Below are 13513 nucleotides of genomic sequence, written 5' to 3' on the forward strand. Positions count from 1 at the left end.
AATCGCCTTCATACGCTGTTAAAAAGGCGAAGGGATGAATCGTCGGGTGAGGAAGAAGGAGCCCAAACTTTATGTTTTTATCATTAAAGGTTCGACCGTCAAAAAATTCATCCTGATCGATATCCTGTTGGGGACAGGATTCTATTATGCGATTAAACTGGTGTACGCAAGCGCGATCGTCGCTACGGCCGGAAGCGTCATCGGCACCGAAGGCATTAAACGAATCAGAAAATAATGGCTCGCGAAACCAGCCGCGTATCCGCTTTTTGAAGCGGATGCCCGGCTGTTTTTTGCCGCCTACGCGCCTCATAACCGACCTGCATGGACTTCAGCAGCCTATACCCAAAAAGTTAAGCGGCGTGTGGTAAAATTAGGGTCAAATTATCGTCTCGTATAAGGAGGAAACCGCGAAGTGGAAGCTTTTGCACCCTATCTGGCGAAAATCGACCATCCCGATCATCAAGCGCGCACCGAGGAGGTATTAAGCTGGGTCTCCCGGACGTTTCCGAACCTCTCGCCCAAGATCGCGTGGAACCAACCGATGTTTACCGATCACGACACGTTTATCATCGGGTTCAGCATTTCCAAAAATCATCTGGCCGCCGCCCCCGAAAAAATCACGATCCAGCGCTTCATCGACGATATCGCGCAAAGCGGCTACGACCACACCAAAGAGCTGGTACGGATGCCGTGGAACCGCCCGGTCGATTATTCGTTGCTGGAGAAAATGATCGCATTCAATATCGAAGACAAGGCGGATTGTCAGACCTTCTGGCGGAAGTAATGCGCCATCTGACGCCAAAGCGTTATTGCTTTTTTACATATGCGTTCCCCTGTGCGGACGGGTTCTTCAAATGATGGGCGCCGCATACCTTCATGGGTAGGCGTCGTCCAAGCCGTAGAGTAGGGGAGGAATCCCATGAACGAGATTCAGATTCAAATCACCGGCATGACCTGCAGCGCCTGCTCGGCTAGGATCGAGAAGGCGCTGCTTCGCATGGAAGGCGTGCGGCAGGCGGCCGTCAGCCTGGCGACGTCGACTGCAGGCGTACGATGGGAAGGGAATGGAATCGGCGGCGAGCAGATTCTGGAGCGGATCCGCAAGCTCGGCTATGGCGCCGCTGCCTACGCGCAGGACGCGGAGCCTTCGACGGCAGACGAAGCCGGGGCGTATCGGCGCCGCTTCTGGATAACGGCCGCGCTGTCGCTGCCGCTGCTCGTCGCGATGGCGACGCATGCCGGCGGTCCGCTGGGCCGTCTGGCGCCGGCGCTGCTGCTGCACCCGGTCTCACAGCTGACGCTCGGCTCGATCTTGCTGAGCTATGCGGGATATCCGTTCTTCCGAGGCGCCTTCCATTCGTTGCGGCAGGGCACGCCTAATATGGACGTGCTCATCGCGTTGAGCACGGCGGTCGCCTATTTATACAGCCAATATCAGGTGTTTCATTCTGGCTCGCCGCATGCGCTGTACTTCGACTCGATCGCGATGGTACTTACCGCGGTGACGCTGGGCAAATGGCTGGAGGCGATCGCCAAGGGAAACGCGCTGCGCAGCCTGAACTCGCTGCGCAATCTGAGGCCCGAGACCGCGCGGGTCGTTCGCGACGGCGGCAGCGTGGTTTCCGTGGCGTCGGGCGCGCTGTCGGCCGGCGATCGCGTCGAGGTCGGCCCGCTCGAGCAGGTGCCGGCCGACGGCACTAGCGAGGAGGGCATCGCGGATGTCGACGAGTCGCTGCTCACGGGAGAGTCGGCCGTCGCGGTCCGCCGCCCCGGAGAGCGGTTGTTCGCGGGGACGCGCATCGTGGGCGGCCGCGTCTTGATGCGAGCCGACGGGAGCGGGGCGCGCACTCGCCTGTCGGCCATGATCGGGCTGGTCGAGACCGCGCAGCTGTCCAAGCCGCGGATCGCGCGCAGGGTGGACCGGATCGCGGCGTACTTCGTACCCGGCATCGTCCTGCTGGCCGCCCTGACCTGCATCGCGTACATGCGCGCCGGACCGGCCGACGATGCCGTCGGCGTCGCGATGGCTGTCCTGCTCACCGCCTGCCCTTGCGCGCTGGGGCTCGCGACGCCGATCTCCGTGCTGATCGCTTCTGCCCTGCGCTGAGAGAGGGAGTCGTCATCAAGGAAGCGGGAATGCTGGAGACGCTGAACCGCGCGGATACGTTCGTCTTCGACAAGTCGGGGACCTTGACGCACGGCAGTCCCGCTGTAAATGGAATTGAAGGCGATTGGCCCCCGGATCAGCTGCTCCGGCTGGCTGCGTCGCTCGAACGGGCATCGGCGCATCCGTATGCGCAAGCGATCGTACGGGAGGCAGGCGTCCGGTCGCTCCAGCTGCTCCATGCGGAGCGCTTGGACGAACGCCCCGGCAGAGGCATAGCCGGGACCGTCGAGGGGATGCAGGTTGTCGTCGGCAGCGCGTCATGGCTTCTTTCGCAAGGCATACTTCCGCCTGCCAACGCGCGGATCGCGTCGGCGGATATGCGTTCGTCGTCGGACTCGGTCGTGCATATCGCGGTTAATAGACGCTGGGCGGGTCTCATTCGCCTGCAGGACCGGCTCAGGGAAGATGCCGGTACAGTGGTGCGTACGCTCTCTGCGTACGGAGAGGTATGGATGGCGACCGGAGACCGCGAGCAGGCCGCGTCGCGCATCGCGGCCGCTACGGGCATACGTCGCGTGCGCGCGGGGCTGCTGCCGGAGCATAAGCTTGGCCTCCTGCAGGAGCTGCGGGGTCGCGGGAGGCGGGTCGTCATGGTCGGAGACGGCGCCAACGACAGCGCCGCCCTGGCCGCAGCCGACGTCGGCATCGCGCTCGCGTCCGGCCATGCCGCCGCGTTGGAGACGGGAGATATCGTCATCGTCGGCGGACGTCTATCCCAGGTAGGGGAGATTTATAAGCTCGCGAGACGGACGATGCGCAATATCCGGCAGAACCTGCTGATCGCGCTGCTGTACAATGCGGTGATGATCCCCCTGGCCGTAGCGGGCTTGCTGGATCCCCGCGTCGCCTGCGTCGGCATGGCGTCCAGCTCGCTGCTCGTCGTCGGCAACGCGGCGAGGCTGCGGCGAGCCGCGGCCGGCCGCCGGAGGCGGAGGCCGGCATGAGCGGCGCGGATATCGCGCTTGCCGTCGCAGCCGGACTGACCGGGGCGCCCCATTGCATCTTGATGTGCGGCGGGATCGGGGCTTCGATCGCAATGGAGGCACGCCGGAGCGCGGCCCGATCGTTGGCCGCGTATCACGCGGGACGGATCGTGACCTATGCCTTGACCGGAGCTGCGATGGGCGCTGCCGGTTCCTTTCTGGAGGCTGCCGGCGGTCTGATCGGACTGCGGGGGGCGGCCAGCATCGCGGGCGGACTGCTGATTATGTTGTGGGCGTGGAAGCGCGTGTCGATCCCGCTCCACAAGCTTAAGCTGCCCGGTCTGACACGGATGAGCCAATCGAAGGCGGCGGCATCGCCGAGGTTCGAGACGTTCGGAACCTTTGTAACGGGTTTATGTCTCGGGTTATTGCCCTGCGGGCTGACTTACGCCATGCAGATGAAGGCCGCCGCGACAGGGACCTGGGAGGACGGCATGCTGCTGCTGCTCGTATTCGGGCTGTCGACCTTTCCCGCGTTGTTCGTGTTCGCGATGACCGCGCGGCGCCTGAGCCGCACCTGGAAACGGCGGCTAACTGGCGCAGGACGCCGGCTCGCCTACCTCATGGGGATCCTCTCCATACTCAAAGGCTTCAGCGCAAACGGATGGATTCCCCCCGTCCATCCCTGGCTGTGGTAAACCGAAAGGGCCGAAGCGCCCGCTCATGCATGACGTCCGGCCCTGAACGGATGCCGAACGGAGACCTCCCGATCGTCGATCGCGGCTTGGGCTTCCAAGACCCACCTGCCAGCCATGACGGGTACGACGATCGCTTCATACTCGCCCGTGCGGCCCGTCTCCGCGGCTTCGGCCGTGAAGACGCCGCAGAACATCCCCGGCATCCAATACTTAAGCGCGACCGTCCCGGCCCGGACCGGCGAGCCCGACGAGTCTGAGATCTTGACGACAAACCGGCTTGGCTCCATCGTAGACGGCGAGATGGCGGGAGATATTAACGTGATGGCGTACGCGTCGCCGCGAGACGACGTTTCCGCCGGCAACGCCGAAGCCCGGGACGAATACACGTACCACAAGGCAAGGCCGACGGCCGCGACGAGCGCCGCCGGCCTTGCCGTCCGTTTGAGGCGCAATCCCATAACCCCGCTCTCCTCGCTGTTTTCCGCATGTATATGACGGCAAGGATCGTCCTTATCTCCCCGAGCGTTAATTTCAACGTTAATTCCAACCATGTTTGGACATAATAGCTTCAGTTAAGGCCAATCAAACCGCTTGGAAAGTCATCCGGCATTCGATGGGGAGGCGCATCACTAAATTGTCAGCTAAAAAAAGCTACTACGCGTTCGAGGATCCGAACGGCAACGTCATGGAATTTCAAGCAACCAGCTTGCAGCAGGCCTATGTGATTAAAAAGAAAAGAGCGCATGATCTCGGAATTCCCAAAGAAGCCTTCGAACTGACAAGCATAAGCAAGAAACCAAGCCAGAGCGCATAGCCTGGCTTTTTTTGCGGCGATGACCGGCCGGCGGCAACAATGTAATAATCAGGAAGAAGAAAGGGAAAGGTAATCCGGAAATAAAGATTTGAGGCGAGGAGACATCCCATGTCGATCGACGATACCATCGAAAGGCTGAAGCAGTCTTCCGACTTCCAATGCGAGTCTCTGGATAACGGCCGTTTCAAGATCGAACTTTGTTATTTTACTACGCTGTGCGACAAGGCGGTCATCAAAAAGGAAGCGGCCCATCCGTTCTTCCATGCCGAGGATGCGTCCGAATACCGGGAGAGGCTGAGCGCCGCGCTTTCCTGCTTGAAGCTGGACGACGATGCCGACCCGATGCCCGATCTGATGCGCGGCTACGTCCTTATCCGTTTCGATGACGCAAGCTACTCGCTGGAAGCCGCGATGGCCGGCAACGATAAACCGCTTCACGCAACATCCGAAATGACCATTCAGGGACCGCAAACCGCATTCAGTGAAGACGTCGATACGAACCTGCTGCTCACGCGCAAACGATATCCGTATCCCGCATTGGTCGCCGAAAAGCGAAATCTTGGCAAGATCTCCCAGACCAAAGCCTATTTGGTGTACGACAAGGAAAAGTGCGACCCGGACGTTCTACGCAGGGCGAAAGGCATGCTGGAACGCATTCAAGCGGATACCGTCATGGCGGTCGGGCAGCTCGAAGCGCTGATGACCGAGACGAAGCTGCGATGGTTTCCTACGATGGTTATAACGGAGCGGCCCGACCGCGTCATCTTCAATCTCGCGCTGGGCAAGATCGTCATTCTATTGGACGGGACGCCGTACGCGCTTGTCGCTCCCGCCGTATTTTACGATTTTATCTCCGCCATGGACGATATGTACCAATCCTTCATCGTCTCCAGATCGCTTATAATCATGCGCTATATCGCGCTGCTCATCACCATTGCGCTGCCGGCGCTTTACGTCGCCGTCGTCTCCTACAACCCCGAGATTTTCCGTATGCAATTCGCCTTGTCCGTGGCGGGGAGTCGCGCGGCCGTCCCATATCCTTCGTTTATCGAGGTCATTATCATGCTGTTCCTCATCGAAGCGCTGATTGAAGCGAGCCTTCGCCTGCCCAGCTACATCGGTTCGACGGCGACGACGGTAGGGGGACTCATCCTCGGACAAGCCGCGCAAATGGCGGGATTGGTCAGCAGTATCATGATTATCATTACGTCCGCCGTCGCCATATCCAACTTCGTCGTACCGATCAATACGATGAGCTTCGCGCTTCGGATCGCCAAGTATCCGCTGGTACTCCTCGCTTCCATGTTCGGACTTGCGGGCGTGGTTTCCGGGATGTTTGCGCTGGCGCTGTACGTCACGAATCTGGAGAATTTCGGACGTCCGTATTTCCGTCTTTTTCTCGGAGAACCGTCCGTGGCGGGATATAAGGAGAGTGAATCGGATTGACCCGCTACTACTTTTACTTTTTTCTGATTTGCATGCTGATCAATACGATCTTCTTCGTGCCCCGCATTTTGCTCTCGCAGCGATTTGAAGGGGGCATTATGGCCATGATCCTCGCGGTGCTGATCGGCAGTGCCCTCGCGCTAACGTTCACGAAGGCGCTCAGTCAATTTCCGGGGCAAGGTTTGCCGGAGATCCTAACCGCTTTTATGCCTTCGGCAATCCGAATTCCGATTCTGTTGTTTCTCGGCATCATGTGGGGCGTGGCGGGTTCGATCATCATCATTACCTTCTCCGTCATCACGAACCGATTTTTAAGCCCGGAGACAAGTCCCGAATTCTTGTTGATATGCTTCTGCGGCATATGCTGCTGGGCGTCCACCCGGAAGTCCTCCGCGATCATCAGCGTGACGGAGATCGTGATCCTTCTGAATTTGCCGATCGTCGCTTTCATTATGTACAAAGCCTACACGCAGAAGTATTTCGAGTGGGACGCCGTAAAGGTGATGTCCGACTATACGTTCAAAATGCCGAGTTGGACCTTGCTTTCCGCGGCCACGTATCCATTCACGGGCTATATTAATTTTTCCCTCTACAACCGGTATTTTAAAAAGTTGAAGGTGGCGCATCAATGGTTGATTCCGATCGTCGGCGCCGCCGTTTTGTTTACGTCCATCATCGTACCCATCGGCGTGCTCGGGGTCACGGGAGTCGGAGACTACCTTTATACCTGGATCAGCACGGCCGATACGCTCCGCATGCAGTACGGCTTTATCGAACGCGTCGTGTTTCTGTTCCTGTTCATCTACATCGGATTCTCGCTTCTCTTCGTGACGATCACGTGGAATATCGGAATTCAGCTGATCCTCGAGTGCCTGCCGAAACGGTTGAAAAAGGTAAAGCGTGGACGCACGGCGTTGCCGTGGATCGTTGCCTTCATTATAGCGGCGGTCACGTATTGGGCCGGGATCGTATCGAACGACAAAGGGATGATCGGCTCCGTGAAGGTATGGCTGTCCATTCGGTTCGATTCCGAGATCTTGTTCGTACTGCTAATGGTATGGATGGCTTGGAAGCGTCATCGGGAACGGAGAAGCGAACATGGCTAATCTGCCGAAGCATGCCAAGCGATGCTGCATCATCGTGTTGTTATGCGCGAACATGTTGTCCGGTTGCGGATTTAGGGACATCGACAAACGTTTTTTTGTCGTGGAGATGGCGCTCGACAAAGGCGAAAAGAAACCGTACAAGGTGTCGCTCAAGCTCGCGATCCCCTCGCCGAAAATGGAGCCCGGCGATTCAAAGTCGCAAATTATTAGCGCGGAGGGCGATAGCATCGCCGAAACCGTCAGACGCATGAAATCGATGGTGGACAAGGAGTTCGATTTCGGTCATACCAAGGTTTTTATCCTAGGAAAACCGTTCGCGGAAGAAGTAGATCTGCGGCACGCGCTCGACTGGCTGGCACGCCGCAGAGATATCCAGGGCGTCGCGTTCTTGGCGATGGGGCAGCCGGACGCGCTGACCGTGCTCAAGGTCAAGCCGCCGTCGGAGCGTTTGCCGGGCAACTCGCTGATTCTTAGCTTTACGAGAGAAGGAACCGATTCGCCGTTTATCGTGCCGGAGTATTGGTTCGATTTTTATCGCAGGTTGAGGGAGAGAGGCAAGGATCCTTACCTGCCGGTCATCATACCTGAGCAGGAAACGTTCGATATCAGCAAGGTGGCCGTGGTTGCCGGAGGGAGGAGCAAGCTGGAGCTGGACGATCGGGACACGGAAATATTCAATCAGCTCGCCCGCTATGTTCAGAGGTCCGTCCTAAAGGGCGAATATAAAGGCAAATCCTTCGAAATAAGCGTCGACCAGATCAAGAAAAAGTACAGGATCGTGACGCCGGCCGAGGGGCAACCGTCTGTCGAGATGCACGTCACCTTAAAAGGAGAGGTCGAGGAATCTGCGGTCTCTTTATTCGAGAAGGACTGGGAGATGCTGGAGCGCAATCTTGCGGAGAATCAAAAGCAGCGGTATGTCGAGGTGTTGGAGAAGCTGCGCGACGCAAACGTCGATCCCGTCGGGTTCGGCTTGCGCTATCGGGCGACGCGGCACCATCCGGCTACGGAGTGGGAGGAATGGCAGAAAATTTATCCCCGTGTTCAATTCCATGTCCATGTGAAGGTGGAACTCAAGGGGACTGGGATTGTCAAGTAAGGCAGACGCCCCGATTCCATAACTTTCCGCTGCGTTTTTTTGCCAAGTAATTGATTCTATCGATGAAAACTGGGGGAAAACCGTTGTAAACAAGGGAAAGGGTGAAAAGACAACATGGAGCAGAGACAACTGGGCAAGACGGATATGAAAGTTTCGGTGGTAGGATTCGGCGGTTACGAGATCTCGATGAAAAGCGTGGAAACGACGATCGAAGGCACGCGTAAACTTCTCAACACCGCATTGGACCAAGGCATGAACGTCATCGATACCGCATCCTGCTACCTGGAAAGCGAGAAAATGATCGGGGAAACGGTCTCGCACCGCCGCCAGGATTACTATCTGTTCAGTAAATTCGGAGAGGGCAAGAGCTACGGGCTGCCCTATCCGGATTGGGACGTACGGAACGTGAAGCCTAGCGTCGAGCGCACCTTGCGCGATCTTAAAACGGATTACCTGGACGTGATGTTCATTCATAGCTGTACGGAGGCGGTACTCCGTCGCGGAGAGCTCGTAGAGGCGGCGCAAAAATTGAAAGAGGAAGGCGTAGCGCGTTATATCGGCTACAGCGGCGACTCCACGCATGCGTTATATGCGATCGAGACCGGCGTGTTCGACGTCCTGCAGACGTCGCTCAGCATCGCGGACCAGGAAGCGGTCACGTTGACGCTCGACAAGGCCAAAGAAAGAGGGATGGGTATCGTCATCAAACGTCCGCTCGCCAATGTGGTATGGTCCCGACAAGGGGCGGAAAACGCGCCCGAGGCGTATATCAAACGGCTGGAAAAGCTGGCTTATCCGTTCATGGACGAGGAATCGGACGTGATCGCCGAGAAATCCCTGCGCTTCGTTCTGTCGTTCCCGCAGGTGCATACCGCGCTGGTCGGAACGAAGAATCTGGACCACATGCTGCGAGCGTTCGAATTCGCCGCCAAAGGCAAGTTAAGCCAGGAGGAATTCGACGCGATCCGCCAGCGCTGGCAGGACATGCACGAGCCCGCTTGGGCAGGATTGGAATAATAATGCGACTTAGACTGGCGAAGATCCGCGGGATGCGGATCTTCGTTTTGCGATAGCTTGTATTTGCCGTATCCGGACGTATACATAGCGCTCCTCGCTTGTTCAGGAGGTTTTGTGGCGATAGTCCTGGGGCGTCAGACCATAATGCTCCTTGAACAGCTTAATGAAATATTGCGGCTTGTGGTAGCCGATCGCCGACGCGACGTCGCTGACCTTGAGCTCCGGCTGTTCCACGAGCAGCTCCCGCGCGCGCTGCATGCGCGTCCTGTACAGGTAATCGCTGATGTTCTCGCTGGCCTTGCTCTTGAAGAGGGTGGACAGGTAAGCCGGATGCAGGCCGACATGATCCGCCGCCGTCTGCAGCGTTGCATCCGCCAGCCGGTCCGCGATGAACTGCTGAACCTTCCGGATGAGCGCCGCCTGCTCGTTGCTCCACTCATTCTTGGTCAACCCTTGCAGCTTCGCCAGCGTATCCGCGACCCAATCCTGAAGCTGCCGCATATGCCGGAACCGGGCGGCGTCGCCCGGCTTGTCCGGCTCGGCCGAGAAGACGTCGTGCAGGCTGAGCCCGTTTTTGTGCGCAAAAAAGCTGAAAGCGCCCATCGCGTGATAGTAGAGCTCGAGCAGCGTCTCCCGCGAATCCATTCCCTTCTCCGCAACCTCATGGAAGACCGTCTCCCACTTGGCCGATATCGCCTCCCACTGGCCAATCTCGAATAGCTGGATGAACGTCGGCGACTCGTACAGACTGTGAACCCGATAGGGCTGCTCGGGCGTCAGGGCGTCCTGCAGACGGATGAAGAGATCCGTGCCTCCGCCGAGCTGCCGGACGAATGCCGCCAGCGAATCCCTGTACGTCCCGCTCAGTCCGTGCGACATGATCTGCCAATCGCTTACGACGACCGAGATGCTGCTCTTGAGAAATTGACGCACGTGGTGCTGCAGCCTGGATGCGAGATGCTCGAGGGATTGCCGCCGGGCAAGCTCCGGCTTCGGATCGCTCGACAGCCAAGACTCCTCCCTGGGCTTGAGAATGAATACCTCGTAATCGTATGAATCGCGCCCGTGCCAGACGTGGAACAGGTCCGAGAACGTCTCCTCCGAAATATTGGCGACGGCCGAGGCGAGCAGGGAATGATCCCGCCAATTCAGCTCCTCCGCGGAGGATTCGATGCGAAGAAGGCACATCGCCGTCAGATCGTCAGGCCGGAACGGCAGCTGATAATAAACCAGCTTCTCCTCGAGCAGCTCGGCCGATAGCTTCCGCCCCTGGAGCAGATCCATCAGCAGCTTCTCGCGGAACAGCGGCATATGCTCTCGGACCATATTCATGGCCTTCTGCTGCCGGCCGCGCTCATCCCACTCGAGGCGGAGCGACTCCGTCAGCCGGCGCATCATAATGGCCAGCTCCTCGTGATCGACCGGCTTGAGCAAGTACCCGTCGACCTGCTGCCGGATCGCCTCCTGCGCATAATCCCACTCCCCGTAACCCGACAGCAGTATGCTCTTAAAGCGCCTGTCGTATTTTTTAAGCTGCTGAATAAGCTCCAAGCCGGAGATGCCGGGCATGCGGATATCGGTGATCAGAATATCGACGGGGCAGGTCTTGCAGAATTCGAGCGCCTCTTCGCCGGTGAACGCCTTGTACACCTTGCGGATGCCCAGTTCGTGCCACGGCATGTTTCGTTCCAGACTGTCCACGAGGTGAGAGTGGTCGTCGACGATAAGCAGATCGTACATGCTGTCCCCCCCAATGGCGTTCGACTCATTTTCGCTTCTGTTTTAATTATGCAGTCCACGCAGACGATAGGAAAGGGGATCTAAAGAATGTGGTTTCAATCTTAAATTTGAGGCATATCGTCGCGAGAATCCCGTGACTTATGATGAGAGCGTCAACATCAGCTTCAAAAAAACGAGGGGGATACGACGATGAACGTAAGGAAAAAATCGACGGCGGTAACGGCAGCGGGCGTGCTGCTGGTCGCTTCGCTGGCGCTGGCCGCCTGCGGCGGCAATTCGAATAACGGAGGCAACGCGGCCGGCAGCGCTTCGGCAGGCGGCGCTTCGAGCCCGGCTGCCAGCAAACCGGCCGGCGGCGACCCGAAGAAAAACGTGACGATCTCCTACACGATCTGGGACAAGAACCAGCAGCCTGCGATGGAGGCGATCGCCAAGGCGTTCACCGATCAGAATCCGAACATCAAGGTCAAGATCGACGTAATCCCATGGGGCGATTATTGGACCAAGATGTCGGCGGCCGCTCCGTCGGGCACGCTGCCGGACGTATTCTGGATGCACGGCGGACAGTTCATCAAGTACGCCACCGGCAAATTCATCGAGCCGATCACCGACAAAGTGACGGCCGGCGAGATCGACCTCGGCAACTACGCTTCCAACCTCGGCTCGATCTACACGCTCGACGGGGAGAACTACGGCATTCCCAAGGACTTCGACACGATCGGTCTTGCTTACAACAAGGAGCTGTTCGACACGGCGGGCGTGCCGTATCCGGACGATACGTGGGACTATGCCAAGCTGGCGGAAGTCGCCAAGCAGCTCAGCCAGCCGGACAAGGGCATCTACGGCTTCGGCGCCAAGCTGGATACGCAGGCCGGCTACTGGAACGACATCCTGGCGAACGGCGGGCACATTCTGAACGACGACATGACCAAGTCGGGCTATGACGAGCCTGCTACGATCGAAGCGCTGAAGGCCCGCTACCAGCTGATCGTCGACAAGGCTTCGCCGACGCACCAGCAGATGACCGACACGGACGCGGTCGAGATGTTCAAGTCCGGCAAGCTCGCGATGATCTTCGACGGGTCGTGGGACAACGGCAACCTGGCGAGCAGCGACATCATCAAGGGCAAGTACGATTGGGCGCCGCTGCCGAAGGGCAAGGTCATGCGCGGCAACATCATCAACGGACTCGGCAACGTGATGTCGTCGAAGGGCAAGCACAAGGAAGAATCGTGGCAGTTCCTGAAGTTCCTCGGCTCGAAGGAAGCCGCCGAGATTACGGCCCAGATGGGCGCGGCGATCCCGGCGTTCACCGGCACGCAAGACGCCTGGGTGAAGTCCCAGCCTGATCTGAACCTGCAGGTGTTCATCGACCAGGCGGCGGACGCGGTCCCTTATCCGAGCGGCTCCAAGTCGTATCCGGTCTGGTTCGCGAAGGAAGCCGAGATCATGTCCCAAGCATGGGGCGGGGCGATCTCGGTCGAGGAAGGCGCCAAGAAAGTGGCGGAAATGATGAATCAGGCAATCGCGGACGCGAAGTAAAGCAACGGCGCAGGTCCGTGAGGTAAACTCGTCGAAGGCGATCCCGCTGCGGGACGCCTTCGGCCATGACGGGGTGAACGCAATGAATTCAAAGAGCAGGTACGCATGGGCCTACGTGATGATCGCCCCTACCTTGATCGGGACGCTGGTTTTCTGGTTCTGGCCGGCCATCTACTCGATCTACCTGGGATTTTTAAAATCCGAGAACTTCGGTCTCGACAACCGCTGGGTCGGCCTGGCCAACTACGAGCGATTGTTCAAGGACGGCGAGTTCTGGCAAAATCTTCGCAACACAATGCTGTACGTGGCGCTGTTCGTGCCTACGACGATCGTGCTGTCTACGTTTTTCGCCGTCATGCTGAATGCGAAGATCAAAGGCCGGTCCGCCTACCGGGTCATTTATTTTCTGCCGCAGGTCACGATGGCCGCAGCGGCCGCCATGGTGTGGGTCATTATATTCGCGCAGGATTACGGCCTGCTGAATTCCGTGCTCGGCACCCACATTGCGTGGATCTCTGACAAGCGATTCGCCATGTATGCGCTCGTCATGGTCGGCGTATGGGCCGCGATCGGCTTCAATATGCTGCTGATCCTGGCCGGTCTCCAGAGCATCCCGCGTCCGCTGTACGAAGCGGCCGAGCTCGACGGCGCCGTCGGCATCCGCAAGTTTCGCTGGATTACGCTTCCGCTGCTCACGCCGACGCTGTTTTTTACGTCCATCGTGCTCGTGATCGGCGCCACGCAAATTTTCGACAGCATCTACCTGATCATCGGCAAGACGAACGTCGCGCTGCCCGCCGTGCGCTCTCTCGTTTACGCCTATTATCAGAATTCGTTCATTTACTACGATCAGAACTACGGAGCGGCGATCGTCAACATCCTGCTGCTCATCAACCTGATCCTGACGGGCTTCCAGTTCCTGATGCAAAAAAAATGGGTGGTTTACGACTGAGGAGGTACG

The 13513-nt window shown here is 58.3% G+C and carries 14 protein-coding genes; 12 read left to right on the plus strand and 2 right to left on the minus strand.

The window, feature by feature from the left end; all coding sequences use genetic code 11:
* Positions 1-34 precede the first annotated feature (34 nt).
* From PQG80_RS04235 to PQG80_RS04255, 5 genes are all read left to right on the plus strand, one after another.
* On the plus strand, positions 35-235 hold the full coding sequence (locus PQG80_RS04235; protein WP_271749879.1) for a hypothetical protein: 201 nt from the start codon (positions 35-37) through the stop codon (positions 233-235).
* A gap of 177 nt (positions 236-412) precedes the next feature.
* A complete protein-coding gene (locus PQG80_RS04240) occupies positions 413-784 on the plus strand; it encodes an iron chaperone (protein WP_271749880.1) in 372 nt (123 codons plus the stop codon).
* A gap of 135 nt (positions 785-919) precedes the next feature.
* A complete protein-coding gene (locus tag PQG80_RS04245; protein WP_271749881.1) occupies positions 920-2107 on the plus strand; it encodes a heavy metal translocating P-type ATPase in 1188 nt (395 codons plus the stop codon).
* Positions 2050-3111 (plus strand): heavy metal translocating P-type ATPase, encoded by a 1062-nt coding sequence (locus PQG80_RS04250; RefSeq protein WP_432432713.1) that lies wholly within the window; start codon positions 2050-2052, stop codon positions 3109-3111. The genes PQG80_RS04245 and PQG80_RS04250 overlap by 58 nt, the downstream gene beginning before the upstream one ends.
* Positions 3108-3788, plus strand: a complete 681-nt coding sequence (locus tag PQG80_RS04255; protein ID WP_271749883.1) for a sulfite exporter TauE/SafE family protein — start codon at positions 3108-3110, stop codon at positions 3786-3788. Before PQG80_RS04250 ends, PQG80_RS04255 begins: the two co-directional genes overlap by 4 nt.
* Before the next feature lie 23 nt (positions 3789-3811).
* Here PQG80_RS04255 and PQG80_RS04260 read toward each other — a convergent pair whose 3' ends face one another.
* Positions 3812-4246, minus strand: a complete 435-nt coding sequence (locus tag PQG80_RS04260; protein ID WP_271749884.1) for a FixH family protein — start codon at positions 4244-4246, stop codon at positions 3812-3814.
* A 176-nt stretch (positions 4247-4422) separates the two neighbouring features.
* On the opposite strand from PQG80_RS04260, the gene PQG80_RS04265 reads away from it, so the two are divergent.
* The 5 genes from PQG80_RS04265 (at position 4423) to PQG80_RS04285 (ending at position 9270) form a co-directional block, all read left to right on the plus strand.
* Positions 4423-4602: a hypothetical protein gene (locus PQG80_RS04265; protein ID WP_271749885.1), complete on the plus strand. Its 180-nt coding sequence runs from the start codon at positions 4423-4425 to the stop codon at positions 4600-4602.
* 108 nt (positions 4603-4710) lie between these two features.
* A complete protein-coding gene (locus PQG80_RS04270; protein ID WP_271749886.1) occupies positions 4711-6048 on the plus strand; it encodes a spore germination protein in 1338 nt (445 codons plus the stop codon).
* On the plus strand, positions 6045-7154 hold the full coding sequence (locus tag PQG80_RS04275; RefSeq protein WP_271749887.1) for a GerAB/ArcD/ProY family transporter: 1110 nt from the start codon (positions 6045-6047) through the stop codon (positions 7152-7154). Before PQG80_RS04270 ends, PQG80_RS04275 begins: the two co-directional genes overlap by 4 nt.
* Positions 7147-8253: a Ger(x)C family spore germination protein gene (locus tag PQG80_RS04280; RefSeq protein ID WP_271749888.1), complete on the plus strand. Its 1107-nt coding sequence runs from the start codon at positions 7147-7149 to the stop codon at positions 8251-8253. The genes PQG80_RS04275 and PQG80_RS04280 overlap by 8 nt, the downstream gene beginning before the upstream one ends.
* Positions 8254-8367: 114 nt before the next feature.
* Positions 8368-9270 carry an aldo/keto reductase gene (locus PQG80_RS04285; RefSeq protein ID WP_271749889.1) on the plus strand — a complete coding sequence of 301 codons (903 nt, stop codon included), beginning with the start codon at positions 8368-8370 and terminating at the stop codon, positions 9268-9270.
* A 102-nt stretch (positions 9271-9372) separates the two neighbouring features.
* Here the strand turns inward: PQG80_RS04285 and PQG80_RS04290 are convergent, their stop codons facing one another.
* A complete protein-coding gene (locus tag PQG80_RS04290) occupies positions 9373-11010 on the minus strand; it encodes a response regulator (RefSeq protein WP_271749890.1) in 1638 nt (545 codons plus the stop codon).
* A 189-nt stretch (positions 11011-11199) separates the two neighbouring features.
* On the opposite strand from PQG80_RS04290, the gene PQG80_RS04295 reads away from it, so the two are divergent.
* A complete protein-coding gene (locus PQG80_RS04295) occupies positions 11200-12552 on the plus strand; it encodes an ABC transporter substrate-binding protein (protein ID WP_271749891.1) in 1353 nt (450 codons plus the stop codon).
* Between the two features lie 82 nt (positions 12553-12634).
* Entirely contained in the window at positions 12635-13504 is an 870-nt protein-coding gene (locus PQG80_RS04300; protein ID WP_271749892.1) for a carbohydrate ABC transporter permease, read from the plus strand.
* Positions 13505-13513: the final 9 nt, after the last annotated feature.

Source organism: Cohnella rhizoplanae (assembly GCF_948329515.1).
In the GTDB taxonomy this organism is placed as follows: domain Bacteria; phylum Bacillota; class Bacilli; order Paenibacillales; family Paenibacillaceae; genus Cohnella; species Cohnella rhizoplanae.

Excerpts from the sequence above, each read along its gene's own strand:
- PQG80_RS04235 (WP_271749879.1), top strand. The coding sequence starts at position 35 with ATGAATCGTCGGGTGAGGAAGAAGGAGCCCAAACTTTATGTTTTTATC.
- PQG80_RS04245 (WP_271749881.1), top strand. The coding sequence starts at position 920 with ATGAACGAGATTCAGATTCAAATCACCGGCATGACCTGCAGCGCCTGC.
- PQG80_RS04255 (WP_271749883.1), top strand. The coding sequence starts at position 3,108 with ATGAGCGGCGCGGATATCGCGCTTGCCGTCGCAGCCGGACTGACCGGG.
- PQG80_RS04260 (WP_271749884.1), bottom strand. The coding sequence starts at position 4,246 with ATGGGATTGCGCCTCAAACGGACGGCAAGGCCGGCGGCGCTCGTCGCG.
- PQG80_RS04270 (WP_271749886.1), top strand. The coding sequence starts at position 4,711 with ATGTCGATCGACGATACCATCGAAAGGCTGAAGCAGTCTTCCGACTTC.
- PQG80_RS04280 (WP_271749888.1), top strand. The coding sequence starts at position 7,147 with ATGGCTAATCTGCCGAAGCATGCCAAGCGATGCTGCATCATCGTGTTG.
- PQG80_RS04285 (WP_271749889.1), top strand. The coding sequence starts at position 8,368 with ATGGAGCAGAGACAACTGGGCAAGACGGATATGAAAGTTTCGGTGGTA.
- PQG80_RS04290 (WP_271749890.1), bottom strand. The coding sequence starts at position 11,010 with ATGTACGATCTGCTTATCGTCGACGACCACTCTCACCTCGTGGACAGT.
- PQG80_RS04295 (WP_271749891.1), top strand. The coding sequence starts at position 11,200 with ATGAACGTAAGGAAAAAATCGACGGCGGTAACGGCAGCGGGCGTGCTG.
- PQG80_RS04300 (WP_271749892.1), top strand. The coding sequence starts at position 12,635 with ATGAATTCAAAGAGCAGGTACGCATGGGCCTACGTGATGATCGCCCCT.